Source organism: Elusimicrobia bacterium HGW-Elusimicrobia-1 (assembly GCA_002841695.1).
Taxonomy (GTDB): domain Bacteria; phylum Elusimicrobiota; class Endomicrobiia; order PHAN01; family PHAN01; genus PHAN01.
The window spans coordinates 54,213-80,107 of record PHAN01000005.1; the positions used below are offsets into that span (position 1 = coordinate 54,213).

The window sequence follows — 25,895 nt, forward strand, 5'->3', positions numbered from 1 at the left end:
GCATGGTGACCTGCGGCGAGTGCGGCTCGACTATCGTCGCCGATAAAAAGTGCCATATAATATGCTCCGAGTGCCGTTTCAAGTTCTCAGGCAAAACGGCCACAATCTGTCCCCGCTGTCATACCGCCGTCGAAGATATGAAAAACCCGAAAATCCGCACCTATGTCTACTACGGCTGCACGCACAAGAAAAATCCCGCCTGCTCGCAGCGCGGATGGCTCAGGGCGGAGGATTTGAGGCAACAGGCGGTCGACGTGCTTGAAAGCATAGAGATACCGGAAGTGTTCCACCGGTGGGCGATGAAGCGGCTGCGCAGACACAACCGTCAGGAGACCGAGGCCAGAAACGGAATGCTTTCGGATTTGAAAAGACGGATGGAGGAGTGCAACAAAAAAATATCGGGGATTATCGATATGAGAGCGGCCGGGGAATTAAACGCCGAGGAGTTCGTCGCAAGGAAAGGCGATCTCGTGAAAGAGAAACTGCGGGTCGAAGAACTGATGAACGACAATTTTCACAATGTCGACAAGTGGCTTGAGGCGGCCGAGAGGATTTTTGATTTTGCGCGGGACGCCAGGAAATCCTTTGAGACGGGCGATACCGACACTATGCGCAGGATAATGTCGGCGCTTGGCTCGAACCTGGCGCTGAAGAATAAATCTCTGACGGTAAAAATGGAAAAACCCCTCGAAATTATGGAAAAAATCTCGTCCGGGGTTAAAAAAATTCCAGGCGCGCTCGAACCTGATAATTCGCCTGAAAATATAGAGAAAATCGAGAGGATGTACGCCGAGAGTCCAGTAATACTCCCCGGGGTGGACTCGAACCACCAGCCCTGCGATTAACAGTCGCATGCTCCACCATTGAGCTACCGGGGAATTAGTTGAGACGATAACGGCCGCGCTGCGGTTTTTCCGTCGGAGAAACCGTTTCGGGCGACCGGTTTAAAGGCATTTTCTGATTTTTGCGACGTCTCCTGAAAACGACCTGCTTTTGCGATGATTACAGATTTTTTACAGATTTTGTCGCATACTTATGGTGCGGCCTGTTCAAATTGACAGCGTTATTCTACAAAAAAACGCGGGGAACGGCAAGTGCCGTAGGCGCAATATCTCAATCGCGGCAGGGACTTCGCAAGATATAGCCGCCCACAATCGGACCGGCTTTGGCTTTTCCGCTACCGCCGAGCGTTTCGTCTTTTTTTATTTCATAGAAAGATACGGCGCCGAAAACGAAAACATCTTGAGAATGCGTCTTCTTCTGATTATATTCAGGGCGGCGCAGATTTCAACCCTGTGAAAGTAACGGCTCATGGCCGCCGAAGTCGGATATTTTTTTAAATTAAAGATAAGTTTTAATGAAGGCGCGGCGGGTGAGCAACGCCTCAGGAAAAGTTTTGCGCTCGTACCCTGAGGTTCCGGTTATTTGAACGACCGAGTTTCCGTGGCTGACAGACAAAAAATTCGGCCTTTGATAATTTTGTCATACCGGCTACCGCGGGTCGGAACAACCCATCAACAACTCAGAGCGCGCGAGAATGCGCGAAGCGTCCGCTCAAGAATAGCGGGCGCATGAACCGCCGAAATAAAATTCGCTTCCCCCTGCGCCGGCGATAAGTATATTCCTTCGTCGAGCATATTTTTATGAAACGCCGCGAAAAGTTTTAGATCGCATTTTTTAAGACCGGCATAGTCGTACACTTCATCTCTCGAAAAGAACAAAGAGAACATTGAACCCGCGGAGTTGAACGACAGATAATTTTTTCGCGCTATCGCCTTTAATTCTCGCGCGAAATCTCCGGCGGAGGTGTTTAAGGTCTTATAAAAATCATTTTTCAATATTGACCTTAATACGGCTATCCCCGCCGACATCGCGAGCGGATTGCCCGAAAGCGTTCCCGCCTGATACACCGGCCCCGACGGAGCGAGCATTTCCATTATATCGCCGGCCGCTCCGAAAGCTCCGACGGGCAGCCCCCCTCCTATGATTTTTCCAAGACAAGTTATGTCCGGAGTTATACCGTAATAACCCTGCGCGCCCGCGGGGCCCAGGCGAAATCCAGTGATAACCTCGTCGAATATCAAAAGAGTTCCGTCGGAGCGGGTCATTCTCCTCAAAAATTCGAGAAAACCGTCGCGAGGCGTCACTACACCCATATTGGCCGGCACCGGTTCGACGATAACGGCCGCTATTTTACCTTTGTTGCGGGCGAAGGCATCCCTGACTGCCCGGCAAGAATTGAACGGAACGCTCAGTGTCAGTCCCACGAAATCCCGAGGAACTCCGGCGGAAGAACTTCGGGGCAAATCGCTCAAACCCGAACCGCCGGAAACAAGAAGATGGTCGGCGTGACCGTGGTAACATCCGTCGAATTTCAAAATTATGTTTCTCTTGGTGAAAGCCCTGGCCAAACGTATCGCGCTCATAGCGGCTTCCGTGCCGGAATTCACGAAACGTATTTTCTCTATCGAAGGAACCGCGCCGGTTATTAACTTTGCCAATTCGGTTTCAAGCGTGGTCGGCGCGCCATACGACGAGCCGTTTTCCAAATCCCGACGCACGGCACGATTGACATTCGCGGCATTATGTCCGAGTATGTGAACGCCCCATGACATGCAATAATCCGTATACGCGTTACCGTCGACGTCGGTAAGCTCGGCGCCGCGCGCTTTTTTGACAAACAGAGGATTCCCGCCGACACTCGTGAAAGCTCTGACGGGGCTGTTCACTCCGCCGGGTATATATTTTAGCGCATCCCGAAATGCCGATTTTGATTTTGCGACTATTCTTCGTGCCGTTGAGTTTCGCATAAATCTTTCAGTCCCTTAATTTGCCCAATACCTCCGGCGTAAAATAGGATATTATTCTGTCGGCGCCGGCGCGTTTTATTGACGTTAAAACCTCATGGATGATATCCGCGCGGACGAGGTTCTCGTCGACGGCGCGGCGCAGCATCTGATATTCGCCCGAAACGTTATAAGCCGCTATGGGTATCTTAAAACGCGCGCGGGCTTTGGCTATGACGTCGAGATAACTCAGGGCCGGTTTTATTATAACGCTGTCGGCGCCCTCATCGACGTCGGCGGCGATTTCATCCATCGCTTCGTCGACGTTGGCAGGATCCATCTGATAACTTTTTCTGTCGCCGGATTTCGGCGCGCAAGCGGCGGCCACTCGAAACGGCCCGTAAAAATTAGACGCGTATTTGGCGGCGTACGACATTATTTTCACGCCGCCTAAACCGTTTGCCGTCAGAGCTTTTTTGATGTAGTGCACCCGGCCGTCCATCATATCCGACGGCGCCACGACGTCGGCGCCGGCGCGGGCGTGGCTCAACGCGATTTCGGCAAGGACTTCGCACGTCCCGTCGTTGTCGCCTGTATGGCAGTGACCGTCGGACGTGTAGGAGCAAAGACACACATCGGTTATGACTTCAAGCAAAGGATGGTATTTCTTTATCAAAGGGACGGCTTTCTGCACAATACCATCGGGCGAATACGCCTGCACTATCCCTTTTTCCGACGGGACGCCGAACAACAGAATCGCCTTCAAACCATTCTCGGCCAAAAGCGGCAGTTCGTCGAGCAAACGGTCGACGGAATACCTGAAAACGCCCGACATCGACGAAATTTCCATCGATAAGTTCTTGCCGCGCACAAGGAAAACCGGCCAGATGAAATCTTTTCTCTTAAGGAAGGTCTCTCTGTGGCGCAGCCGCGTGTCTTCGTCAATCCTGCGGGGGCGGAACCGTTTGAACATTTGCTGTGTAACCTCTTTGAGATAATTTTTCGGCCGTATGCCGGCCATAAACATAAATGACGAGATGCCGCGGGATTTTTTTATATATTTTGAAAAATGCGTCCACCGTCGAAGAACTGCTGAATACCACGCCCGAGAAAGACCCGAGATTCATCCGGGGACGGCGCTTTAGTATTGTATTATACACCACTTTTTTCTCGACGAAAGGCAGTTTATGGATTGCGTTATGGGACAAGTCGGAACAGGGGTAGAGTATTTTTTTAAGGCCGGATTTTTTCATCGCCACCGCAAGGACGTCAGAGTCGGGAAATGGCGACTCCTTATCGACGGAATATCCGGCCTTTGATAATTCCTTCGACGTATGACGTCCTATGCTGATGACTGCGATATCGTCGGGTATAATTTTGACGGCACAAAAAAATCTCACCGCCGAGCGACTTGTAAAAACTATTCCGTCATAGGCGCTCATATCCGCGTCGAAAGCGACCGGCCGGGTTTCTATCAAAGGATAATTTATCAGCCGTCCGGGAACGAAACACTCATACGGATCAAGCCCTGTAAAAAGAATCTTGTCGCGGCTGACGGACATCCCCGCGGTTTTGCCGACGATAACCGTAAGTGGTGATTTTTGCCGTGCCGAAGCCATATTTTTTATGTCAGTCACCGTCACTTTTTCGTCGGGAAAATCCGCCTTGTGCACAAGAGCAACGGGAGTATCGCCGTCGAATCCGCGTTTTATCAGCGAGTTTTTCACTTCGCCTATATTCGACGCCGCCATATAAAAAACGATTGTTTCGGCTTCTTTCCCTATCGGTCGGGTCAGAATATTTTTCGCATGATGACCGCTTAAAAAATTTACGCTGCGACTTATGCCGCGCATAGTCAGCGGCGCCCCGCAAGACGCTGCCGCGCATTGGGCGGACGTGACTCCCGGAACGATTTCAACGTCGACATGACGTTCTCTGAGATATAAATATTCCTCGCCGCCTCGTCCGAATATGAAGGGGTCGCCGCCCTTAAGCCGGGCGACAACCTGTCTTTTAGCCGTCGCCGCCGTATGAAGCATGGCGTTTATCTCGTCCTGCGACAAGATATATTTCCCCTTCCTCTTGCCGACGTAAACCTTCCGGCAGCGATATTCGTCGAGCATTTCTTTATCTATGAGGTCGTCGTAAAATATCACGCCCGCATGTTCAAGAATGTTTTTCGACCGGATAGTGAGAAGGTCGCGTCCGCCACAACCCGCGCCGATTATGTATACCTTGCCCCAAGTCGTCCGAGCGTCTATTTTGCCGAAAAGCGCTTTAAGGTCGGCGCGCGTCTTTTTTGCGACGACGGCCAGCATACCCTGCAACGGATGCGTCTCAAACGGTAATTTCTCCGCCGCTTTCGCCGCCAAACCGAGCCGCTCCAGCGCGCAGGTCGCGACGACAAGAGCGTCCAGTATGCCTTTGTCGACGAGAGACAATCTCTCCTCGATGGTTCCCCGCGCGGAAACGACTTTCAAATCCGGTCGTATTCCGAGCAACTGTTCTTTTCGCGAAGCCGAACTCGCGCCGATTTTGGCATTCCGGGGAAGTTTTCTTAAGGTGAGATTTCCGCGCGACACGAGAGAATCCGACGAGTCGCGCCCTCGCGTGAGCGCAATTATCTCAATACCGTCTCTGAGACGGAACGGCACATCTTTGGCGGAATGAACGGCGACGTCGGCGCGGCCGGAAAAAACCGCAGTGTCAAGCTCGCGCGTAAAAAAATCATCCGGCACTTTTGACGAGGATAAAGGTATTTTTTTATTCTTGTCGCCGATAGTGTCCACGGCAATAATTTTATGCGGCAGGGCGGGGAAACATCCGGATACTTCCCGCGTTTGAGCGAGAGCCAGCGGGCTTTTTCTCGTGATGATTTTGATTGCCGGTTTTAGCATCGGGGATGGTTTAACGCGCGCGGCGCCGGAGATATTCTTTGACGGCGTTTCTCGTCGCCACGGATTTTTTTACGTTTTTTCCGTCGGAGGACACGGCCACGCTCACGCGACCCGTTTTATATATCGCCGGCGATATAAAATCGCAGTTCGCCGGATCGTCGGCGACGTTGGCAAGGATTTTCCTTTTGCGGGCGGCGGCGGCGACCGCGGTATTGAGCTCGCCGTCGTTGGTGCAGGCATATACGAGCGCCGCGCCGTCTAAATCACGGTTCACAAACGGCCTCAGACGGCACTCAGCCGCAGCGCGGCGTATTTCGCCGAGAATGTAAGGCGCCACGACGACAATGTTTTTCGTAAATCGCTTAAGCGTTTTTATCTTCTGACGGGCGACGGTCCCGCCGCCGACAACCAGTATTTTTTTTCCGGCGATATTCAGCGCCACAGGGAGAAACTTCATAAGTAGTATTCAAGAATTATATCTTTGGCCTTAAGCAGTTTCAAAATGCCGGAGACGGCCGCCTCCGGATTTTTCCGCGCCGGAATTTCAAGGTCGACGGGGTACCGGTCGAAATTATTTTCGCCGACGTTTATTACGAGTATTTCGTGGGGTTCGTTGAGGAATTTGAGTTTCTCGACGTCGTAATCGTCGGCGTCGTCAACGGTCGTTATAAATATCATACCGGCGTCGGTCATTATGCGGGCGAGTTCCCCCAGGCGACGGACGCGCTCGTCGGGGTCGCCCGCTATATCAGCATCGAGGCCTTTATGAATATTCGCCATGCCGAGATAATAGGCGTTATACTCGCGCACAAAAAGTTCTTTTTCAAGCGCTTTGGCCATATCTCTTTTCCCGACACCGGCGCCGCCCGTTATTACTATGAACTTTGATTTGTGTTTTTGCCGCTGTTCTCGCCGTTCGGGCGATATCAAACCCTTTTCCCAGATACCCTCGCGCTCACGGACATGTCGCTTGAGTATCGAATCTTCGGACGTGTAATTTTCGACGATAACGCCACCGCCGGCGATTTCGTAATTGTCTACGATGACGAATCTGCCGGTGCCTTCGTTTTCCGCCGCCGCATCGAAGGCCAGCGGCTTCGACGTTTCAAGCACGCATTCCGCCACGTCGTGACGGTCCACCTGCTGTTTGCCGGCTATCGTGCTCAAGTCCGAAGCGTCTATGACCTGGACTACCTCGGCAAGCCGCACGGCGGCGTTGGCCGTAGCGAGTTTTAGTTTGTAGTTTTTGTCTTTTATCATCGGAGCGCGGCCGACCCAGAATATGTTCGCCTTGAATCTGGATCCGACCTGCGGCTGCCGCTCGACGGCCTTCGCCATGATGTCGCCCGGGCGGATGTATATCTGGGTCGCAAGCGTAAAGCCCGCGGCCTCGAGCGCGCGAGCCGAAGTTTTGGCCGGAGCGTTGAACACCTCCGCGGATTTTATGAATGTCTTCTTGCGCGACGGCAGAAAAATTACCTCGTCTCCGACGGAAACCGAACCCGAATCCACCGTGCCCGCGACGATTCTCCTGTCATCGCCGCCGCGCGTGAACTTGTAAACATCCTGCACCGGAAAACGAAACGGCCTGCCGGCGATGTCCCCGGCACACTCGAACAAATCAAGCTGCTTCAGGACGGTCGGGCCGGTATGCCACGGCATATGTTTCGAGAGCGACGCGATATTATGCCCCTCTCTGGCGCTGATGGGAATGAAGCCCGTGGGAGATACATTTATGCGCGCAAGAAATGCGGAGTACTCATCGCGTATTTCGTTAAATACCTTTTCGTCGTATCCGACCAAATCCATTTTATTGACGAGCACCGAAACCTGCCGGACTCCGAGCATCGAAACCATGTGGCCGTGACGCTTGGAGTTTTCCTGTATTCCTTCGCGGGCGTCTATCACGAGCAACGCGGCTTCGGCGCGGGCGGCTCCTGTTATCATATTTTTAAGAAACTCGATGTGGCCGGGAGCGTCTATTATAATATAATCTCTTTTTTCCGTCTTAAAAAAACTCCGGGCGGTGTCTATGGTAATCCCCTGCGAGCGTTCGTCTTTGAGGGCGTCCAGAAGAAAAGCGTACTCGAAAGGCCGTGAGTTCCGGCGGCACATTTCTTTGACCTGATCGAGTTTTCCGTCGGGCAAAGAGCCCGTATCGGCCAGAAGCCGCCCTATTACCGTGCTCTTGCCGTGGTCTACGTGACCCACTATAACTATATTCATACGCTCTCTGGCGATGTTTGACATATTTTTTCCTTTACATATATCCGTCGCGGCGAAGAGTTTCAAGACCGCCGCCGTCTTCTTTGTCCTGCTCCCTGCCCGATCTCTCGGCTATATTGACGAATTGCCCCGTGCGCAGTTCTTCGACGATATCGCGGGGATTGCGCGCCCGCGAAGCCACCGGTTTCGTGCACGGAGCGCATCCGAGCGACCGGTAGCGGTGCCCGGTGCCATCATCGAAATAAAGCGACACGACCGGTATTTTTTCTCTGTCTATGTATTCCCAGATATTAAGTTCCGTCCAGTCGAGCAACGGATGAATGCGCACGTGAGTCCCGGGCGCAAAATCCGTCTTGTACTGGTTCCAGAACTCCGGCGGCTGGTCTCCGACGTCCCACTCGTTATTTTCGTCCCTGGGCGAAAAATATCTCTCCTTTGAACGGCTGCCTTCCTCGTCGGCGCGCACGCCGGCTATAACGCCGGTGTAGGGCTCTTTATTTTCGTCGGGCGCATATTTTTTTAAGTTATGGTCCATTCTGTAACGCGGCCAGTCGCCGGAAAGCGTGTGTTTGAGCGCTTCGCTTTTAAGGTTCCTGCAGCAGGCGATTCGGTCGGTATTTCCGTCGGGAAAAGTCAGTTTTGCGTCGAGCGCGGCCTTATTCTGTCCGTAAATCATGTCCAGCCCCCACTCAACGGCCAGACGATCCCGATAGATTATCATCTCAGGAATTTTATAATGAGTGTCTATGTGAACGAGCGGCAGCGGCACGTGTCCGAAAAACGCTTTTCTGGCAAGCCACAAAAGCACGGTGGAATCCTTGCCGATGGACCAAAGCATGCACAGATTTTTGAAGTTTCTGTACGCCTCGCGCAATATATAAACGCTTTGCGATTCCAATCTGTCGAGATTATCCATATTCAATCGCTCCGTTTCATTTTTTCCGTCGACGCGTTGCCCGCGTGCAACCCGCATTCCTTGGCCGCGCCGGACGTTTCCCACCACCACCGTCCGGCTCGGAAATCCTCGCCGGGTTTTACCGCTCTTGTGCAGGGCGCGCAGCCGATGCTTGTATAGCCCCTGTCGCGGAGTTTGTTGTAGGGGACATCGTTTTTTTTGATGTAATTCCACACGTCATCGCCGGACCAGTCGGCCAGCGGATTAACCTTAAAGAGTCCGAAGTTTTCGTCCCACTCGATTTTTTGAATCAGTTCCCTGCTGTTTGACTGTTCTTTCCTCAATCCGCATATCCACGCTTTGAGGTTTTTCAGTTTTTTCTCAAGAGGTTCGACTTTCCTCACGCGGCAGCAGAGTTTCCTTTTTTCGGGACTTTCATAAAACAGATTTTCGCCGTGCTCCGTTATCATTTTTTCGACGGAAGCCGGGTCCGGCCGCACGATTTCGATATTTATCGAATAACGTCTCTGTGTCGCATCCAGAGTATCGAAGGTCTCGATGGGCAAACGCCCCGTATCGAGCGTGAATATCCGCGCATTTTTGCCGGCTTTCGCGAGCATATCCGTAAGCGCCTGGTCCTCGGCGCCGAAACTCGTGGCCAGAGCGACCGAATCCCGCCCGAACTTTTCTATCGCCCACGAAACGATAACTTCGGCGGATTTGTCTCTTATTTCCGTTGCGAGAGATTCGACATCGCTCTTGTTCATATATTGTAATCTATCGGTCTTATCCTGCGCCCGAATTTTATTTTATCCCACACCCGCTCGTGGATATAATACAATAGCGGCTTTGTGAATATCTCGACGAGCCCTACCGAAATCGCCACCCTTATTCTGCCCGTAATGGCAAAAGTGATGGCGGTCGTGTATAAAGTGCTGACGGCGCGATGGGAGAACGCCTTAAAAACGCTGCGCTTTCTTTCTTCTATCATATATCAACCCTTTTTTATCACGATTTTTACCGTCGAGCCCGAATCCTGTTCCTCGACGATGATGTGGCCCTCGCCCTCGACACTGCGGGGGACGTTAGCCGCGGGCTCTCCCTCGTCGAGAATAACTTCCAGCAGTTCGTCTTTTTGAAGAGCGGCCAGCGCGATTTTCGTTTTTACGAAGTTCATCGGGCAGGCGACGCCCCTTAAATCCAGCGATTTTTTGAGTTTTGATTCCATTTTGTAACCTCCGGAAACATGAAAGTGGTCAGTGTTTGGTGATTAGTGGATAGAGGTCTTGCGGTTTTACCGACCACTATTCACTACTCACTATTTACTATTCGCTCTCCTATACGCCGCCGGAAAATCGAACGACGAATCCATACTTTTGTAAAGTTCGTTTATGTGAGTCAGAAATTCCCGTGCCGATGCGACATCCGCCGCGCGCCTTGCGGCGGCATCCCCGGCCTTTTTGTCGTCGGACGATGTCTCGCCGCTCAAAGCGTCGTAAAAAAATTTAAGTTCGCCGTATCTCGACGGCGAAATGCCCGCGTCGACAAAATGTTTACTGAAATCCGCGAAGGCCTCGGCGGCGGTTTCAGGGTCGGCGCCTTTGACGACGAGAAGCGCTCTGGCCGAATAGAAAACGGCTTTTTTTATTTCGTCGACGGAATAAGCCGCAGAGGCGTTATCCAGCGCGATTTTTGCGTCGATAAGGTCGGACTCTATCATATCGAGAATGCCCGCGCCGCATTCTCCGGGCCCGGTGCCCTCAAGCGAAAACTCATCGTCTCTGCCCCAGTCGACGTAGAAATTTCTGTCTTCGCCGTACGACGGCACGCGCGTATGTTTCGGCGCTATATCGCCGGCGATACCCGCCGCATATTTACCGACGACGGCGGCTGCCGCGTCCCCATCGGAGAACTTTTGAGCGAGCGCGGACAGAAACTCTTTTAAGAAAGCCGGCATGTTTCGCGCCGGTATTAAAATTCCCGTGTCGCGGGCAAAGGACACTTTGCCTTCCGCGACGCCTCCTCCGACGAGGAGTTTATAAAACGGCGCAGGCCGGTTTTCGATTCTTCTGACCATCCCGTGAAAAGACACAAGCCCCAGCGGATGACGGGCGCAGGCATTCGGGCAGCCGTTTATTTTAATGTTGATTCCTTTAAATATATGTTCCATGGGACGAAAAGATTTAAGCGTCATTTCCAGCTCCCGCGCCAGAGCGGGCGAGTTCAAAAGACCCAGATTGCATGTCGCCGCGCCTTTGCAGGCGGTTATGTCCAGGAGCGTATCGGGATAAAGAAAATCGTACGGCGCGTTTTCCGGCGACGTCTTCAGCGCGTCTTTCAGCCCGACGAATAACTTGTGGACGTCGTCTTTTCTTACGTTCGTTATGTATAGGTTCTGATTCTGCGACACGCGAAGTTCCGTCGCGTCGCCGAACGATTCCGCCAGCGCGGCGATTTTTTCGGCGAACGCCGCGTCTATGTCGCCCCGCGGAATTCTCAGTTTCACCGCGACGAAACCTTCCTGCTTTTGCCCGACGGTATTAAACTCAAGAAAATCGCGATAATCGTCGCCGTCCTCTGCGTCGCTTCCACGCGACGGACCTTCGGCCGAGGCGCTTGCGAACCCTGCGTTTCTTAAATTATCGACGGTGCGCGCGACTTTAAGCGCTTTTATTTCGTCAGCGTAATATTTTCTGAAAGTGTCGAAGCCGATATCCTGTATCAAGAATCTCAGACGGTTGCGGTGCTTGTTTCTTCTGTCGCCTCTTTTATAGAAGACGCTCTTTACGGCCTCGGCGACGTATCCGGCGTCTTCCGCCGGCACGAACTCCTCCAGAACCGCGCCTTTTGCGGAATGCGCTCCCATACCTCCGCCGGCCCATACGCGATAGCCGGACGCGGCGTCTTTCGTCGAAGCGATAAAGCCCGCGTCGTTAACTCTGCATCCGGCGCAGTCGATATCGCACCCGGAAAAAGCCATCTTTAATTTGCGCGGAAGGGTGTATGAGTCGTCCTCGGCGATAAGCCGCTCCGTCAGAGCGACGGCGTCGGGCCGCACGTCGAATATCTCGTCTTTGCAGACACCCGCCAAAGCGCAGACCGTGATATTTCTTATGGTATTTCCGCCGCCGCCGCGCGAAGACAAATCGTAATCGGCCAGATACTCGTGTATCTTTATTATGTCTTCGGCGCGGACTTCGTGAATCTGAACGTCCTGCCTTGTCGTCAGATGAAGCGAGGCGTTGCCGTATTCTTTGGAGCAATGGGCCAAAGCGCGGAGTTGCAACGGAGTCAGAGTGCCGCCGGCGACGCGGATTCTGGACATAAAGAGTTTGCCGCCGCGGTGGCTGTAATTTCCCCACGGCACGCGCACGCCGGTAAACCGCGCCCAGGACGTCGCGCCGGATATGAAATCGCGCACGGCATCGCCGTATTTGCCGATTTGGCTCTTTATAGAATCCGGAAGTTTGAACATAATTTGCGCTCTCGCGGGCCCGTCACAGGGCGGTTAAATCCTCGTTACTGACTTCTCCCGATACGATACGGAACGCCTTTATCGAGCGAACTCCCGATGCCAGCGACGCTATGACATAAACTATGCCCGGGTCGCAGGCCAGGCGTATGTCTTCCTCAGACGGACGAGCGGGCGTGGCCGGATGCGTGTGATAAACCGCCAGAATCCCGAGTCCCGCATTTCTTGCGCGGCGCATGACGTCGAATTGTTCTTTGGGGTCCATCGTGAAATGCTCGGCGCTTCGCTCGGTATTTTTTATCGGATAATCTTCCGTCGCCGTATCGCCGCTTCCCGCGATATAGCCGCATATTTCAACGGGGGCTTCCGCTTCGCCCCGCGCGAATATCCGCCCGATTAAATCTTTTTTTATTTTCATATTTCTCCGCGTTTTCTCACCATACTGTCATTCCCGCCCATTATGTCATTCCCGCGAAAGCGGGAATCCAGACGCCGTTCCTGTGTAAACGGGAATCCAGAATTTAAAGTTATAGTAGATTCCCGATAACGACCCCCGATAAAGACATTCGAGGGCAGGCATTCGGGAATGACATTTTTGGGACAGACCCCCGCAAAGAACAAATATACCGGAGTAAAATTTTTTCATTTCCGTTTCAAATCGCAAGACGCCTGTTCGTAGTCCTTCAACTCTTTTATCGTCGGAGAATCGCCGCAGACGGGACATTCGGGATCGCGCTTTATGTTGACAGTCCGAAAATCCATCGTGAAGGCGTTGAATATAAGAAGCCGCCCGCTCAGCAGTTCACCCTTTCCCGTCAGAAATTTAAGCGCTTCGGCGGCCTGAATGGTTCCGAGCATTCCGGCGACGGCTCCCAGCACTCCCGCCTGCGAACAAGTCGGAACGGCGTCGGGCGGAGGAGGCGCCTTGAAAACGCACCGGTAGCACGCCTGCCCCGAAACGTACGTCATTGTCTGGCCGTCGAAACGCAAGATTCCGCCGTGCGAAAAGGGTTTGAGCGACATGACGCAGGCGTCGTTTATCAGAAACTTCGCCGGAAAATTGTCCGTGCCGTCTATGACGAAATCATAGTCCTTTATCACGTCGGTTATGTCCGCGGCGGAAACCCTTTTTTGATAAGTTCTCACTTCGACGCGAGGGTTTATGAGTTTTATTTTTTCGGCAGCGGAAACGACCTTGGCGCGGCCGACGTCGGGCGTAAAATGGATGACCTGACGCTGAAGATTGGTTACGTCCACATTGTCGCCGTCGACGATACCGATGGTTCCTACGCCGGCGGCGGCAAGATAAAGCGCCGCAGGCGCCCCCAGACCTCCGGCGCCTATTATCAGGATTTTGCCGGCGATTATCTTTTCCTGCCCCTCGACGCCGATGTCTTTTAGGATTATGTGCCTGCTGTATCTTTCGATTTGTTCGTCGGTAAGCATATAATCAGTTCTCCAATGCCTGAGCGATGTCGGCTGTTATATCCTCGATGTCTTCTATGCCCGAAGAAATCCTCACAAGAGTGTCCGGCACACCCATTTCGATACGCAAATCCGGCGGATACTCGCAGAATATAGTCGACGCCGGATGTATGGCCAGGGTCTTGTTGTCGTTGATGTTGGTGGCGCGCCTCACGAGTTTGAGCTTGTCCAGAAACGAAAAACACTCTTTTTTCGACGACAACTCGAAGGTCAGCATTGCCCCGCATTTTGCGCCGAACTGCGCCGCGGCGACTTTGTAAAACGGCGAACTTTCAAGTCCCGGATAGTTCACGCGGACGACTTTTCCGTTGCCTTCAAGAAACTTTGCGACGGCCAGAGTGTTGGCGCACGACTTGTCGGCCCTCATGGCCAGCGTTTCGAGCCCCACGCTTTGCAAATACGCGTTGTGCGGCGACAGACACGCGCCGAGATTGCGGTAAACTTCGCGTTTAAGTTTGGTGATGAACGTAAAAGGCCCCTGCTTTTTGGCGTCGGCGGCGAGTTTGGGTATGCGCCGCCAGTCGTATGTGCCGTGGTCTATTATGATTCCTCCGACGGACGTCGCGCCGCCGGAAATATATTTCGTGCTCGACAGCGCCTCGACGTCAACGCCGAAGTCCCTCGCGTTAAATAAATAAATCGGCGTGACCGTCGTGTCGCACATAAGAAGTATTCCGTGTTTTTTGGCGATGAGCGACAGCGCTTTTGCGTCGGCGACTTCGAGCTGCGGATTCGTTATCGTCTCAAAATAAATCGCGCGGGTGTTTTCGTCTATGAGCTTCTCGACGGTTTCGGGGCGGGAAAAATCGGCGTATCTGGTTTCGAGTCCCCATTGTCCGAGCGTATTTTTGAAAAGCGAAAAAGTGTTGCCGAATATGTATTTCGTCGTGATTATGTTATCGCCTTTTTGGGCGATGTTCATAACGGTGTCGGCTATCGCGGCCATTCCCGACGAAACGGCCGCCACGGCGAACGCCCCCGAAACATTTTTAATCTTTTGTTCGAGATGCTCGACGGTGGGGTTCGTAATCCTCGAATAAACATGCCGCGGCTTGCGCCCCATAAAAGCGTCTTCGATGTCCGAGGCGCTGTCGAACTCGAAAGTCACGGAATCGTAAACCGGAAAGTTAAGCGCTCCGTGCGCGTCCTTCTTCAAAAAAGGCGCGTGAATGGCTTTGGTCGTAAATCCCATTATCTCCCCCCGCCCATAAAATATAAAAAATCTATTTCGTCATTTTCTTTTACGACGGTGGAGCCGAAATTATCGCGCTTTACAAACTCGCCGTTTAGTTGAACGCTCACCATATCGGGCATCTCGACTTTGTTTAACGCAAGCAACGCCGCCACGGTAACGCCATCCGCGATTTCCTGCGGGTTTCCGTTAACTTTGATTTTAGGCATATCATCTCCCTATATAATGAGATTGTTGAAAAAGTCCACTTGGCCGTCATTGCGAGGAATGTAATGACGAAGTAGGGACGGGTCGCGACCTGTCCCTACCAAAACGGCGGGGTCGCAATGACAAAACTACGAGTTTTTTCAATGGTCACATAATAACAATGTCTATCGAAATAGTAATCTTAAATATTAAAAAAAATGGGCTGCTATATATTGTACTCAATCGCCCCGTGCGGCTCCATTTTGTTCGCCTCGGTTACCATATCCTGAAACGTGGTTTTATCGACGATATCATTGGTCTTTTCGCGCACTTCGGCCCAAACTTTCTTAAAAGCGCACCTGCTCTCGAAACCGCATTTGAGATATGCCGAACAACTCACGCAGGCAATCGGCGCGGTCGTTCCGTCCATAAGCCGCACTATTTCTCCCAAAGTGATTTCGGAAGGATGCTTGGCCAAAGATACTCCGCCTCTGGGACCGCGAACCGTTTTGATATATCCCGATCTCTTCAAAATAATTATGATCTGCTCCAGAAACTTCTCCGGTATATCCTGACGTTTGGAAATATCTTTTATACGCTCGATACCTTTGTTGTGCGTCGCCGCCAAATCGAGAATTATTTTAAGAGCGTAGTCACCCTTGAACGATATCCTCATACTAAATCCTCAAAAAGCCATGTCGATAAATAACGCTCCCCCGAATCGGGCAGTATGACGACGATTGTTTTGCCTTTGTTTTCCACCCTTGAGGCGACTTCCAGGGCGGCGCACATTGCCGCGCCGCTTGAAATTCCGGCGAGAATTCCCTCTTCTTTGGCGAGTCTCACGGTCATAGCGCCGGATGCGGCGTCGTCGACGCGTATAATCTCATCGACGATTCCGCGGTTCAACACCGACGGCACAAAACCCGCGCCGATACCCTGAATTTTATGCGGCCCGCAAATTCCTCCCGAAAGAACCGGCGACGCCTCCGGCTCGACCGCCACTATTTTTATTTCCGGATTTTTCTTTTTAAGTCCCTCGCCTGCGCCGGTGATTGTTCCGCCCGTGCCGACGCCGGCCACGAAAATATCGACTTTACCGCCGGTATCGTTCCAGATTTCCTCGGCGGTGACGGTCATGTGAATCGCGGGGTTGGCGGGATTATCGAATTGCTGAAGCACGACGCTGCCCGGCGTATGCGCGGCAAGTTCGCGGGCTTTATCGATGGAACCCTGCATACCTTTGTGACCTTCGGTCAGGACGACTTCGGCGCCGAAGATTTTAAGTAATTGCCTTCTTTCTATACTCATCGTTTCGGGCATCGTCAATATAAGTTTATATCCGCGCGCGGCGGCCACAAAAGCCAGAGCGATGCCCGTATTGCCGGATGTCGGCTCGATTATCGTAGAGCCCTTTTTAAGAACTCCGCGCTTTTCGGCATCGTCAACCATAGAGACACCTATTCTGTCTTTTAAGCTTGAAAGCGGATTGAACGATTCAAGTTTTGCCAAAACTACGGCTCCGGAGCCCTTTGAAAGCTTGTTGATTTTTACAAGGGGCGTGTTGCCGGTTGTTTTTGTAACGTCGTCGAATATGCGTTGCATTTTTAACCTCTCAACCGAGACAAAAATATATAGTCGACTTTGTTTATCGACTTTGTATGTATATTATAACATTTGGTAAAAGGTTTTGTCAAGTGGGTTGTAAAATGCGTTTTTCGGAAAATCGGGGCGGGTAAAAGTCCGGAGGGCACAAGCGCCGGCAATTTCAGACGGAAGATTTTTTACATTAACGGTCGCGGGCCCCGCCATTGAGCCGCCGGAGAAAAACGATGGCGCCCGACGAGGGCTCCGCGAAATGCGGCGGAGATTTACGGCTGAGATTCGAGTTTCAGCAATTTCTCCCAGTTCGCGTCGACTTCCGCCTGGACGGATTTAAGAAGTTCGGCGTTGTCGGGACGGAACAAATGTTTGAAACGCGCCTGAGGTTTCAGGAATACGTCTATGGGTAGTTTTTCTTTGGGCTTGCGGCTGATTTTATATTTCCCGTTTTCGACTTCGTAAATCGGCCACATGCAGGTCTCTACGGCCAAGCGCCCCAGTTCCGTCGTGATTTCCGGCGGATATCCCCACCCGAGCTGACACGGCTGCAGAATGTTTATGAACGTGGGTCCGTCGACGGCCAACGCTTTCTGGACCTTCGTCATAAAATCGTTCCAGTGACCCACCACGGCCTGCGCAACATAAGCCATATTATGCGCGACCATTATTTTCGTGAGATCCTTTCGGAAATTGGTCTTGCCCTGTTTAACATTTCCCACGGGCTCGGTCGTGGTGTGCGCGCCGCGCGGAGTGGCGCTCGAACGCTGAACGCCGGTATTCATATACGCCTCGTTGTTGTAACAAATATAGAGCATTCTGTGACCGCGCTCGACGGCTCCCGATAAGGACTGAAATCCTATATCATAAGTTCCGCCGTCTCCGCCGAAAGTTATAAATCTTATGTCGTCTTTTATCTTTCCCTGACGTTTGAACGATTTGTATGCCGCTTCCATTCCGGAGCAAGTCGCCGCGGCGTTCTCGAAGGCCGAGTGAAACCAGTTCACTTTCCACGACGAGTAGGGAAAAATCGTCGTTGCGACTTCCAGACACCCGGTTGCGTTCGCCACAACGACGGGAGTGTCGGCCGCCAAAAGGGCCTGACGCGCCATTATCCCTGCGCCGCAGCCGGAGCACAGGCGGTGTCCGCCGGTAAAAAGTTCCTGCTTTTTCGCGATTTCTTTGAGATTAGCCATTATTTTTCCTCTCGATGACGCGCGATTGAATCCCGCGCGATGTCAGTCGATTATTCTTCCCTCAGATTTATGAAGTTAAATAGATTTGCCGCGGAACCGGTCTTTGAAACAGCGGACAAGTCGTCGTAAACTTTTTCGATATGCTCCGGCACTATGTCCCTTCCGCCCAGGCCGTAAACGTAAGAAACCGCCGGGATTTTTATTCCGGAAGAGTAGAGCGCCGACGTAATATCGGTGTAGATCGGCGGGCCGAAAGCGTTCGCCGAATCGGCGCGGTCAAGAATCGCCACGGCTTTAAGATTTTTGATGGCCGCGACAATTTCCTTCCACGGAAACGGCCTGTAAACGCGAATTTTAAGCAGCCCTGCTTTAACTCCGCGGGTTCTGAGGTCGTCGACCACGGTTTTTGCCGTGCCGCAGGCCGAGCCGATGGCGATTATCGCCGTTTCGGCGTCGGACATTTTGTACGACTCGAAAAACCCGTATTCGCGGCCGAATTCTTTTTTGAAAGCGGCGGCAACTTCGGCTATCACCGGCAGCGAGCGTTCCATGGCGGCGGCAAGTTGTCTGCGGTGCTCGAAATAATAATCTTGAAGATCCACCGCGCCCAGCGTGTAGGGATTTTTTATATCGAGCAGATAACGCGAGGGATTATAATCGCCGACGAACTTTTTGACCTCGTCGTCGCCGAGCATCTCTATGGCTTCCATGCAATGGCTTATTATGAACCCGTCGGTCATAACCATCGCCGGAAGTTTCACGCGCCCGTCCTCGGCGATTTTAACGGCCGCAATGAGATTGTCGTAGGCCTCCTGAGAATTTTCGGAATAAATCTGTATCCATCCGGCGTCGCGGGCGCCCATAGTGTCGGAATGATCCCCGTGAATGTTCAAAGGGGCCGAGAGCGCGCGATTGACGACGGACATCGTTATGGGCAGACGAAGGCCCGACGCGATATAAATCATCTCCCACATAAGGGCAAACCCTTGAGACGACGTGGCCGTCATGGCGCGGGCCCCGGCGGCCGAAGCGCCGATGCAGGCCGACATGGACGAGTGCTCGCTCTCGACTGGAACAAACTCGGTTTTCACCAGCCCGTCCGCGACAAACTGCGAGAATATCTGCACGATTTCCGTCGACGGCGTAATGGGGTAGGCCGCCACCACGTCGGGATTTATCTGGCGCATGGCCTCGGCCATGGCCTCGTTGCCGGTCTTTGCGACTAAATTCTTTTTGGTTGCTGTCGTCATTATATTTCTCCCGAAGATTATTTTTCCATCTTGAGCGCCGAGGCCTTGGGCGGACATTCTTTGGCGCATATTCCGCAGCCCTTGCAATGGTCGTAGTCGATTCCGGCGACCTTTCCGTCTTTAAGAATTATCGCGGCGTCGGGACAATTTATCCAGCAGAACATACACTGAATGCATCTTTTTTCGTCCCAGACCGGCTTTTCGGAACGCCACGAGCCCGTCTTAAACTTTGCGGCGGTGCCGGCTTCAAGAATGTCGCCTTCGGGCAAACTCTTCCACCCGGGCTTAGTTTCGGTTACCTTTTCGGCTTTGCTCATAATTATTTCACCTCGTCGTAAGCTTTTTTTATGGATGCCATATTGCCCTCGATGACTTGCGGCTTGTGGCGGAATTTTTTGGTCAGTTTCTTGCGAGTGTCGTCAAGAATATCGTCAAGAGACAATCCTTCGATGATTTTAACGAGCGCGCCGAGCATCGGAGTGTTCGGGATTGGAAGGCCGATGGTATCGCGGGCAATCTTGGTGGCATTTATGACATGAACCTGCGAAGGTTTAAGACCCAATGTGGCGGCGACATCCTCTTTGGTTCGCTCGGTGTTGACTATTATTACGGCCTCAGCGCCCATGCCCGCAGTCACATCAATAGGCCCCATAAGAGTTTCGTCGAGCACGATGACGTATTTAGGATTGGTGATGGCGCTGTGAATCAGGATCGGATGATCGCTTATTCTGTTGAATGCCTGCACGGGAGCGCCCATTCTTTCGGGACCGTACTCGGGAAACGCCTGAATATATTTTCCCGTCGATAAAACCGCTTCGCCGAAAAGAAGCGCGGCGGTCTTGGCCCCCTGTCCGCCGCGTCCGTGCCAACGGATTTCGATGATTTTTTCGCTCATTTGCGTTTTCTCCTATAAATTAGCAATCAGAATTCGGCGGGGAGGGGGCGGGGGATTTTTTTTCTGTATCCTCACTGTTTAACCCCGTCCGCCACTTTTCCCTGATTGCTGCGCTTGTTTATATTCCTGCGGCCGTCGATGGCTCCGGATAATGTTATCTCGTCGGCATATTCCACATCGCCGCCGAACGGCAGTCCGTATGCCAGGCGGGTCACCGCGCCGCACACACCGTCGAGCGCGTCGGCTATCAGAAGCGCCGTGGCATCGCCCTTGACGTTGGGGTCGGTGGCTATTATGACCTCCGCAAACCTTTTCTTTTCAACGAGGGCTTTTAACTCGTTAAGCGGCAAATCGGCGGGATTGATGCCGTCGAGCGGCGACAGTAACGCTCCCATGGCAAAATAATATCCGTCATACTTGCCGGTGCGCTCTATGGCCTCCGCGTCGGCCGTATTGGCGACGACAAGAAGCTTTGAAGAATCGCGGGATGTGTCCGAACAAACGGCGCACGGCGAAGTTTCCGACACTGAACGGCATTCCGAGCATCTTACCAGATTTTTTACATCGGAAGCCGCCGAAGCGAAGCCGTCGATAAAATCGGGACCCTGCTTGATGAAAAAATAGACGATGCGCTCGGCCTGCCTCGGACCGATGCCGGGAATTTTTTCAAACTCTTTGGCCAAACGATCTATCGCGCGGGGTTTTCTCATTCGGTTTGAGCCGCCTTGGCGACTTTGCCGGGAAATATGTCGAGGATTTTCTTGAGCCCGTCGGGCGCGGATGCCGCGGGCGGCCGCGGCGGCGACACGGGACGTACCGCCTTTGAAACCGACGGCTTTAGCGGCTCCGGCGCGGCAAAAATCGACCCGCTGAAACCGGCGGATTCATCCTCATCGTCGGGCGGAGCCACAGTGTCGGATTCCGCTTCGTCGTCGCTATCGGACGAGTCGTCGCCGGACGACGGCGATAATGCCGCGCCGAGACCGGCGACGGCGACAACTTTCGTTTTGATAATCAGTTTCGCCCCGGTGATTTTTTCAAGAATGGCGGCGAGCAGGTCATTTTTTTTGGAAACCGCGGAGGCGTAGAAATCGGAGACGGCGGACAGTTCGGCCGCGCCTTCGGCGATGGCCGTCAGACGAACGTTGGCAAGACAAGCTCGCAGACGCTCTTCCGACGCCGGCAAAGATTCGCGCAAACGGCGCCAGATATCCGACAGACCGGCCTCGGACGCGGGTTTGACTTCCACCGAGGCGGCGGAAACAGGCGCGACGGCGGAAGTTCCGGCGGCGGGACGAGAATCGGATGATTTTGATATTTTATCGTCGGACGTCGTCGGGCCGGACGACTTATCGACGACGCCGGAGATATCCGAGGCGGAAGGCGTTTCGGCGGAAACGGCATCGAGAATTTCCGAAGCCCCCACAAACGGCTGTGTCATTTTGACCAGATAAAGTTCCGTAAGAAATCTGGCGTCGTGTGTCCACCTCATCTCTTCTTTGGCTTTCAAAAGCAGCTTTGAAAATCTCAAGATTTTTTCCCGCGTGAAAGCCGGGGCGTGCTTTGAGGCGAGTTTTTCCGCCGTCGACCGCGCTTCCGTGGAAACTTCTTCGGCGCCTACCGCAAGAAGCAGCATTGAGCGCAGCGCGGAGAGCATTTCCGTCAAAAACGCGGAATAGTCGTGGCCGCCGGAAGCAAGTTCTGCCGCGCAACCGAGCGCGGCGCGGGCATCGCCGGCGGCGACGGCTTCAAGCGCCCCGTCGATTATCTCCGAAGGCAAAACGCCCAGAAGTTCTCTGACCGAGGCGGCCGTCACGTTGCGGTCTCCGTAAGCAATCGCCTGATCAAGAAGCGATTGCGCGTCGCGCATGGAGCCATCGGCGGCGCGGGCAATCGCCGGGAGCGCTTCGGGTTCAAAAGTTACGCTCTCGGCCGAAAGTATTTTCGTCAGCGCCGCGGCGATTTCCTCGACGGAAATCATCTTGAAACGGTATTTCTGGCAGCGGGATGAAATCGTGGCGGGAATGCTCCGGGATTCCGTGGTGGCCAGTATAAAAATCGCGTGGGGAGGCGGCTCTTCGAGGGTTTTAAGGAGCGCGTTGAAAGCCGCGCCGGTAATCTGGTGAGCTTCGTCGATGATGAATATCTTATAGCGTCCCGAGACAGGCGCGAATCTGACGTTTTCCCTCAAACTTCTTATCTCGTCGATACCGCGGTTTGATGCGCCGTCGATTTCCTGAACGTCGACAAAATTGCCCGTCGCTATTCCCTTACAGGCGTCGCACACGCCGCATATTTCGGACGTAGGCCCCTTTTCGCAGTCGAGCGCCTTGGCCAGTATTCTGGCCATCGTCGTTTTGCCCACCCCGCGGGTGCCGGAAAAAAGATAAGCGTGGTGGATGCGGCCCGAGGATATGGCGTTTGAAATCGTAGAAACAATGTGACCCTGACCGACGACTTCGCCGAAGTTCATCGGACGGTATTTGCGGGCTATCGCCTCGTACTTCATAAGGATATGTTTCCGGTGGGTGCGGGATTTTTACGTGTCGGATACTACGAACGTATATTACATAATTATGACGGAAAAAATCAAACGCCGCCGCCCTTCTCCGACGGTACCAGCACCGGAGCGCCGCCGGACGTTTCCCGCAAAAAACTTTTTTTTGTAAAATGATTGCCGATGAAACCGCAAAACATTAAATTCGGGACAGACGGATGGCGCGCCGTAATAGCCGAAGAATTTACCTTCGAGAACGTCGCGCGAGTCGCCGACGGCCTGGCCGCGCACATAAAATCCCGACGGGGATTGAGAGAACACCCCGTGGCAATCGGCTACGACAGAAGATTCCTCTCGAAAGATTTCGCCGAGGCGGCCGCCTCTACCCTGGCCGGAAACTCCATTCCCGTCATACTTTCCGAGGCGGCGGTCACCACCCCATGCCTTGCCTACGCCGCGGCAACCCGAAAGGTCTCATTCGGCGTCATGATAACGGCCAGCCATAATCCGCCGCACTACAACGGGATCAAATTCAAGACACCCGAAGGCGCGTCGTGCCCCAAAGCCGTAACCGACGAGATAGAAAAATTGATTCCGTCTTTGCCCCGTGGTTTCCAAACACCGCGAACATCCCTGCCCGCCGCAGATTTCATTTCGCCCTACGTCGCAAAACTGCGCGGGCTGTTCGCGCACGGCAAAAACGCTCCGTCCGGTATGCGGTTGGCCTATAACCCGATGCACGGTCCCGGAGCCGGACTGCTTGCGGCCGCGCTGCCGCACGCCGAGGTCATAGAAATAAATCAGAATCACGATCCCATGTTCGGCGGGATCAATCCGGAACCTATAGAGAAAAACCTGAAAGATTTCGCGCGGTTTACCTCGGAAAATAAGTGCTCGGCCGGCTTTGCCGTAGACGGCGACGGCGACCGCATAGGCATTATAGACGATACGGGCAGATACCTCAGCCCGCACATGGTATTCCCGATTTTTCTGGAACATCTGCTCAAAAACCCAAAAACGCGCGGATGCGCCGTGCAGGGCTTCGCCCTGGGATATCTGAGCAGACGAGTGGCCCGCGCCTACGGAGTAAAAATAATCGACGCTCCCGTAGGATTTAAGTACGTGGCCGACGAACTCATAAAAGGCGGATGCATAATAGGCGCCGAAGAGTCCGGCGGCATCGGTTTCGGCCGCGAAATAGGCCATATCCCCGAGCGAGACGGCCTTGCGGCGTCCATCTTCGCCGCGTCGGTAATATCCGCAGCGGGCAAAAAACTATCAGAACTGGCCGACGACATTACGGCCAAATACGGACGCTCCCATTACGAGCGGCTCGACATGCGCCTGAAACGCCCGGTAGAGCCCAAAACCGTCTACGCAAGGATGGAATCCGTCTGGAGAAAGTCCAAAAACATAGAGCGCATAGACCGCCTCGACGGAGTAAAACTGATATTTTCCGACGAGTCGTGGATTCTGGTGCGCGCGTCCGGAACAGAGCCGGTCGTAAGAATTTATTCCGAAACGCCCGACGAGCCCCTCACAAAAAAACTCATCGAACAAGCCCGCCGCATAGTAGCCGACGAAGTCGGTTCGTGATTATTTTCACACCTTAAAAAAAACCTTGAATAACCCCGTATTTTTGTGCTATAAATAGCTGTTCCCACAGCGGGTGTCCGTAACCCTCTGCGCGGGGAGGAGCAGGGCTAAGGTGAAAGACACAAAAGCGCGCCGAAACCGCAAATACACCGATAAACTTTCTGACGGTAAAAAATCGTCGGTCGCCAAAATAGCCCGCGATTCGCTGGCCGTTGAGACGCTCGGAGAACTCGCCGTCTATTCGGCGGCGCTGCCTTATCAGAGTTTTGTGGCGGTCACTCTGGCAAAAATAATGACCCTCATGGGCGCGGCGACCGGCAGTGTTTTCAAGTACGACCCGCAGTCGGGCTCCACTTCGATTGTCCTTTGGCACGGTATGGAATCCGAAGACGTGGAATCATTTGCAAGACAAAGCGTCTCCGAGAATGTGCCCGGCCTCGCCGCCAACTGTATTACTCAAAGGTCTCCGATTCTAATCACCCAACCGCTTGCCGATTCCCGTCTGGCAACACCGTATTTCCGCAAAACAATAGAAAAATACCGACTCACAAGCGCCATAGCCCTGCCTATCATCAAAGAATCCAGAGTGTTCGGGGCGATGGTGCTTTTTACGTCGGGCGAGGATATTTTCAGCGAGGACGACGTGGCTTTCCTGATGGCTGTTTCGCTGCCGGTAGTGTCGGCCTTTGAAGCGCATGAACATGTGACTGAAATCAATCACGAACGCGCGAAACTCTGGGGGATACTGGAATCGCTCTCGATAGGTATTTTATTTTTGGATCAAAATGGCAATGTGACGAATTTCAACAGGACGGCTCTTGCGCTTGTAAGTATGGAACAAGGCATGCTGATAGACAAATCCGTGGAGCAAACTATTTTTCCGCATCTTCTCAACGCAAAAAACGGATCCGCTTACTTAAGGTTCGCCGACGTGCCGTACGATGTGACGGAAGAGGTTACTTACATAGCGCCGAACTACAAAAGCATAACTGCGCATCCGCCGGCGAGGTGGAACGCCAAGTTTGCCAGAATCGAGGACGGCGGAAGCGTGTTCATTTTCTCGGATGCGTGCACGGAGAGAAAATTCTTCGCCTCTCAGGCGGCGCTTGCCGAAGCGGCCGTAAAGTACGTGCGGCAACCCGTAAGAAATATGATGGAATCAATGAGCGTGGTAGCGGTGGCGGGAGAATTAAACTCCCGTCAGAACGAACACCTGATTAAAGCTCAGAAACTGGCGGAAAAAATGTGGCACAACCTGAGATTGGTCGAAAAAAGCGTGGAGTACGCGACGGGAAGGATAAAACCGGCCAGGGAGGCCCTGAATATTTCGGATATTCTCAACAAAGCGCATACGCGGCGGGCGGATGAAGCCGACGCTAAAGGTCTGTCGATAGAGACCACATCGGCCGACGGCGGTGTTCTCTACGGGGATTCGGTGATGATAACCGAAACCATCGACGTGGTTCTCTCGGAGGTTATAGATTCGACCCGCGCAGGCACTTCCCTGCGGCTGACGGCCGAAACTGTCGGAGGCAACCTCAAAGTCGAGGTACTTTCCGACAATTCCATGCCGGCTAAAATTTCAAACCCGCTGGCAATGCAGTACCTAAGGAGTTTTTTCGATTACATAAAGGGCGACATCGACTTCAACCCGCAAGCGGACACCGGCAGGATGAAACCGGTGGTATCCTTTGTAATTCCGATGTAAAAAACATCGGTCGAT

At 53.1% G+C, this 25,895-nt stretch carries 26 protein-coding genes and 1 tRNA gene; 3 read left to right on the forward strand and 24 right to left on the reverse strand.

Features of this window, described 5'->3' with window-relative positions:
* Positions 1–431: 431 nt before the first annotated feature.
* Positions 432–830 (reverse strand): hypothetical protein, encoded by a 399-nt coding sequence (locus CVU77_04490; protein ID PKN01551.1) that lies wholly within the window; start codon positions 828–830, stop codon positions 432–434.
* Positions 807–878 (reverse strand) — tRNA-Asn (locus CVU77_04495). The genes CVU77_04490 and CVU77_04495 overlap by 24 nt, the downstream gene beginning before the upstream one ends.
* A gap of 157 nt (positions 879–1,035) precedes the next feature.
* Here CVU77_04495 and CVU77_04500 point away from each other — a divergent pair.
* On the forward strand, positions 1,036–1,299 hold the full coding sequence (locus tag CVU77_04500; GenBank protein ID PKN01552.1) for a hypothetical protein: 264 nt from the start codon (positions 1,036–1,038) through the stop codon (positions 1,297–1,299).
* Between the two features lie 215 nt (positions 1,300–1,514).
* Here CVU77_04500 and hemL read toward each other — a convergent pair whose 3' ends face one another.
* The 22 genes from hemL to CVU77_04610 all read right to left on the reverse strand — a co-directional run bounded on the left by hemL (position 1,515) and on the right by CVU77_04610 (position 22,588).
* Positions 1,515–2,810 (reverse strand): glutamate-1-semialdehyde-2,1-aminomutase, encoded by a 1,296-nt coding sequence (hemL, locus tag CVU77_04505; GenBank protein ID PKN01553.1) that lies wholly within the window; start codon positions 2,808–2,810, stop codon positions 1,515–1,517.
* A 7-nt stretch (positions 2,811–2,817) separates the two neighbouring features.
* Positions 2,818–3,759, reverse strand: a complete 942-nt coding sequence (locus CVU77_04510; protein ID PKN01554.1) for a porphobilinogen synthase — start codon at positions 3,757–3,759, stop codon at positions 2,818–2,820.
* Complete coding sequence (locus CVU77_04515; protein ID PKN01555.1) at positions 3,728–5,683, reverse strand: hypothetical protein; 1,956 nt, start codon at positions 5,681–5,683, stop codon at positions 3,728–3,730. The genes CVU77_04510 and CVU77_04515 overlap by 32 nt, the downstream gene beginning before the upstream one ends.
* Before the next feature lie 10 nt (positions 5,684–5,693).
* Positions 5,694–6,140, reverse strand: coding sequence for a hypothetical protein (locus CVU77_04520; GenBank protein ID PKN01556.1), 447 nt, complete (start codon positions 6,138–6,140; stop codon positions 5,694–5,696).
* The gene (locus CVU77_04525) at positions 6,137–7,933 is read right to left on the reverse strand and encodes an adenylyl-sulfate kinase (protein ID PKN01595.1); all 1,797 of its coding nucleotides are present in this window, start codon (positions 7,931–7,933) and stop codon (positions 6,137–6,139) included. Before CVU77_04525 ends, CVU77_04520 begins: the two co-directional genes overlap by 4 nt.
* A gap of 10 nt (positions 7,934–7,943) precedes the next feature.
* The gene (locus tag CVU77_04530) at positions 7,944–8,825 is read right to left on the reverse strand and encodes a sulfate adenylyltransferase (protein ID PKN01557.1); all 882 of its coding nucleotides are present in this window, start codon (positions 8,823–8,825) and stop codon (positions 7,944–7,946) included.
* A gap of 2 nt (positions 8,826–8,827) precedes the next feature.
* Positions 8,828–9,571, reverse strand: coding sequence for a phosphoadenylyl-sulfate reductase (locus tag CVU77_04535; protein ID PKN01558.1), 744 nt, complete (start codon positions 9,569–9,571; stop codon positions 8,828–8,830).
* Positions 9,568–9,795 (reverse strand): hypothetical protein, encoded by a 228-nt coding sequence (locus CVU77_04540; protein ID PKN01559.1) that lies wholly within the window; start codon positions 9,793–9,795, stop codon positions 9,568–9,570. Before CVU77_04540 ends, CVU77_04535 begins: the two co-directional genes overlap by 4 nt.
* A 3-nt stretch (positions 9,796–9,798) precedes the next feature.
* Positions 9,799–10,032 carry a sulfurtransferase TusA family protein gene (locus CVU77_04545; protein ID PKN01560.1) on the reverse strand — a complete coding sequence of 78 codons (234 nt, stop codon included), beginning with the start codon at positions 10,030–10,032 and terminating at the stop codon, positions 9,799–9,801.
* Between the two features lie 90 nt (positions 10,033–10,122).
* Positions 10,123–12,279 (reverse strand): hypothetical protein, encoded by a 2,157-nt coding sequence (locus CVU77_04550; protein PKN01561.1) that lies wholly within the window; start codon positions 12,277–12,279, stop codon positions 10,123–10,125.
* Positions 12,280–12,301: 22 nt separating this feature from the next.
* Positions 12,302–12,694, reverse strand: coding sequence for a hypothetical protein (locus CVU77_04555; GenBank protein PKN01562.1), 393 nt, complete (start codon positions 12,692–12,694; stop codon positions 12,302–12,304).
* 224 nt (positions 12,695–12,918) lie between these two features.
* Entirely contained in the window at positions 12,919–13,722 is an 804-nt protein-coding gene (locus tag CVU77_04560; GenBank protein ID PKN01563.1) for an adenylyltransferase, read from the reverse strand.
* A gap of 4 nt (positions 13,723–13,726) precedes the next feature.
* Entirely contained in the window at positions 13,727–14,953 is a 1,227-nt protein-coding gene (locus CVU77_04565) for an O-acetylhomoserine sulfhydrylase (GenBank protein ID PKN01564.1), read from the reverse strand.
* On the reverse strand, positions 14,953–15,162 hold the full coding sequence (gene thiS / locus CVU77_04570; protein PKN01565.1) for a thiamine biosynthesis protein ThiS: 210 nt from the start codon (positions 15,160–15,162) through the stop codon (positions 14,953–14,955). The genes CVU77_04565 and thiS overlap by 1 nt, the downstream gene beginning before the upstream one ends.
* A gap of 203 nt (positions 15,163–15,365) precedes the next feature.
* The gene (locus CVU77_04575; GenBank protein ID PKN01566.1) at positions 15,366–15,815 is read right to left on the reverse strand and encodes an Rrf2 family transcriptional regulator; all 450 of its coding nucleotides are present in this window, start codon (positions 15,813–15,815) and stop codon (positions 15,366–15,368) included.
* Positions 15,812–16,744: a cysteine synthase A gene (gene cysK, locus CVU77_04580; protein PKN01567.1), complete on the reverse strand. Its 933-nt coding sequence runs from the start codon at positions 16,742–16,744 to the stop codon at positions 15,812–15,814. Before cysK ends, CVU77_04575 begins: the two co-directional genes overlap by 4 nt.
* Before the next feature lie 266 nt (positions 16,745–17,010).
* Entirely contained in the window at positions 17,011–17,934 is a 924-nt protein-coding gene (locus tag CVU77_04585) for a pyruvate ferredoxin oxidoreductase (GenBank protein PKN01568.1), read from the reverse strand.
* 50 nt (positions 17,935–17,984) lie between these two features.
* Entirely contained in the window at positions 17,985–19,184 is a 1,200-nt protein-coding gene (gene porA / locus CVU77_04590) for a pyruvate ferredoxin oxidoreductase (GenBank protein PKN01569.1), read from the reverse strand.
* A gap of 17 nt (positions 19,185–19,201) precedes the next feature.
* Positions 19,202–19,501 carry a ferredoxin gene (locus tag CVU77_04595; protein ID PKN01570.1) on the reverse strand — a complete coding sequence of 100 codons (300 nt, stop codon included), beginning with the start codon at positions 19,499–19,501 and terminating at the stop codon, positions 19,202–19,204.
* A gap of 2 nt (positions 19,502–19,503) precedes the next feature.
* A complete protein-coding gene (locus tag CVU77_04600) occupies positions 19,504–20,079 on the reverse strand; it encodes a pyruvate synthase (protein ID PKN01571.1) in 576 nt (191 codons plus the stop codon).
* Positions 20,080–20,150: 71 nt separating this feature from the next.
* Positions 20,151–20,789, reverse strand: a complete 639-nt coding sequence (locus tag CVU77_04605) for a recombination protein RecR (GenBank protein ID PKN01572.1) — start codon at positions 20,787–20,789, stop codon at positions 20,151–20,153.
* The gene (locus CVU77_04610) at positions 20,786–22,588 is read right to left on the reverse strand and encodes a DNA polymerase III subunit gamma/tau (GenBank protein ID PKN01573.1); all 1,803 of its coding nucleotides are present in this window, start codon (positions 22,586–22,588) and stop codon (positions 20,786–20,788) included. The genes CVU77_04605 and CVU77_04610 overlap by 4 nt, the downstream gene beginning before the upstream one ends.
* 171 nt (positions 22,589–22,759) lie before the next feature.
* Here CVU77_04610 and CVU77_04615 point away from each other — a divergent pair, with 171 nt between their 5' ends.
* Positions 22,760–24,172, forward strand: a complete 1,413-nt coding sequence (locus tag CVU77_04615; GenBank protein ID PKN01574.1) for a hypothetical protein — start codon at positions 22,760–22,762, stop codon at positions 24,170–24,172.
* A 112-nt stretch (positions 24,173–24,284) separates the two neighbouring features.
* Entirely contained in the window at positions 24,285–25,880 is a 1,596-nt protein-coding gene (locus CVU77_04620) for a hypothetical protein (protein PKN01575.1), read from the forward strand.
* Positions 25,881–25,895 lie beyond the last annotated feature (15 nt).

What these genes read in the sequence shown, in the direction of transcription:
- CVU77_04500 (PKN01552.1), top strand. Translation starts at nt 1,036, where the DNA reads ATGGTGCGGCCTGTTCAAATTGACAGCGTTATTCTACAAAAAAACGCG.
- hemL (PKN01553.1), bottom strand. Translation starts at nt 2,810, where the DNA reads ATGCGAAACTCAACGGCACGAAGAATAGTCGCAAAATCAAAATCGGCA.
- CVU77_04510 (PKN01554.1), bottom strand. Translation starts at nt 3,759, where the DNA reads ATGTTCAAACGGTTCCGCCCCCGCAGGATTGACGAAGACACGCGGCTG.
- CVU77_04515 (PKN01555.1), bottom strand. Translation starts at nt 5,683, where the DNA reads ATGCTAAAACCGGCAATCAAAATCATCACGAGAAAAAGCCCGCTGGCT.
- CVU77_04520 (PKN01556.1), bottom strand. Translation starts at nt 6,140, where the DNA reads ATGAAGTTTCTCCCTGTGGCGCTGAATATCGCCGGAAAAAAAATACTG.
- CVU77_04525 (PKN01595.1), bottom strand. Translation starts at nt 7,933, where the DNA reads ATGTCAAACATCGCCAGAGAGCGTATGAATATAGTTATAGTGGGTCAC.
- CVU77_04530 (PKN01557.1), bottom strand. Translation starts at nt 8,825, where the DNA reads ATGGATAATCTCGACAGATTGGAATCGCAAAGCGTTTATATATTGCGC.
- CVU77_04535 (PKN01558.1), bottom strand. Translation starts at nt 9,571, where the DNA reads ATGAACAAGAGCGATGTCGAATCTCTCGCAACGGAAATAAGAGACAAA.
- CVU77_04540 (PKN01559.1), bottom strand. Translation starts at nt 9,795, where the DNA reads ATGATAGAAGAAAGAAAGCGCAGCGTTTTTAAGGCGTTCTCCCATCGC.
- CVU77_04545 (PKN01560.1), bottom strand. Translation starts at nt 10,032, where the DNA reads ATGGAATCAAAACTCAAAAAATCGCTGGATTTAAGGGGCGTCGCCTGC.
- CVU77_04550 (PKN01561.1), bottom strand. Translation starts at nt 12,279, where the DNA reads ATGTTCAAACTTCCGGATTCTATAAAGAGCCAAATCGGCAAATACGGC.
- CVU77_04555 (PKN01562.1), bottom strand. Translation starts at nt 12,694, where the DNA reads ATGAAAATAAAAAAAGATTTAATCGGGCGGATATTCGCGCGGGGCGAA.
- CVU77_04560 (PKN01563.1), bottom strand. Translation starts at nt 13,722, where the DNA reads ATGCTTACCGACGAACAAATCGAAAGATACAGCAGGCACATAATCCTA.
- CVU77_04565 (PKN01564.1), bottom strand. Translation starts at nt 14,953, where the DNA reads ATGGGATTTACGACCAAAGCCATTCACGCGCCTTTTTTGAAGAAGGAC.
- thiS (PKN01565.1), bottom strand. Translation starts at nt 15,162, where the DNA reads ATGCCTAAAATCAAAGTTAACGGAAACCCGCAGGAAATCGCGGATGGC.
- CVU77_04575 (PKN01566.1), bottom strand. Translation starts at nt 15,815, where the DNA reads ATGAGGATATCGTTCAAGGGTGACTACGCTCTTAAAATAATTCTCGAT.
- cysK (PKN01567.1), bottom strand. Translation starts at nt 16,744, where the DNA reads ATGCAACGCATATTCGACGACGTTACAAAAACAACCGGCAACACGCCC.
- CVU77_04585 (PKN01568.1), bottom strand. Translation starts at nt 17,934, where the DNA reads ATGGCTAATCTCAAAGAAATCGCGAAAAAGCAGGAACTTTTTACCGGC.
- porA (PKN01569.1), bottom strand. Translation starts at nt 19,184, where the DNA reads ATGACGACAGCAACCAAAAAGAATTTAGTCGCAAAGACCGGCAACGAG.
- CVU77_04595 (PKN01570.1), bottom strand. Translation starts at nt 19,501, where the DNA reads ATGAGCAAAGCCGAAAAGGTAACCGAAACTAAGCCCGGGTGGAAGAGT.
- CVU77_04600 (PKN01571.1), bottom strand. Translation starts at nt 20,079, where the DNA reads ATGAGCGAAAAAATCATCGAAATCCGTTGGCACGGACGCGGCGGACAG.
- CVU77_04605 (PKN01572.1), bottom strand. Translation starts at nt 20,789, where the DNA reads ATGAGAAAACCCCGCGCGATAGATCGTTTGGCCAAAGAGTTTGAAAAA.
- CVU77_04610 (PKN01573.1), bottom strand. Translation starts at nt 22,588, where the DNA reads ATGAAGTACGAGGCGATAGCCCGCAAATACCGTCCGATGAACTTCGGC.
- CVU77_04615 (PKN01574.1), top strand. Translation starts at nt 22,760, where the DNA reads ATGAAACCGCAAAACATTAAATTCGGGACAGACGGATGGCGCGCCGTA.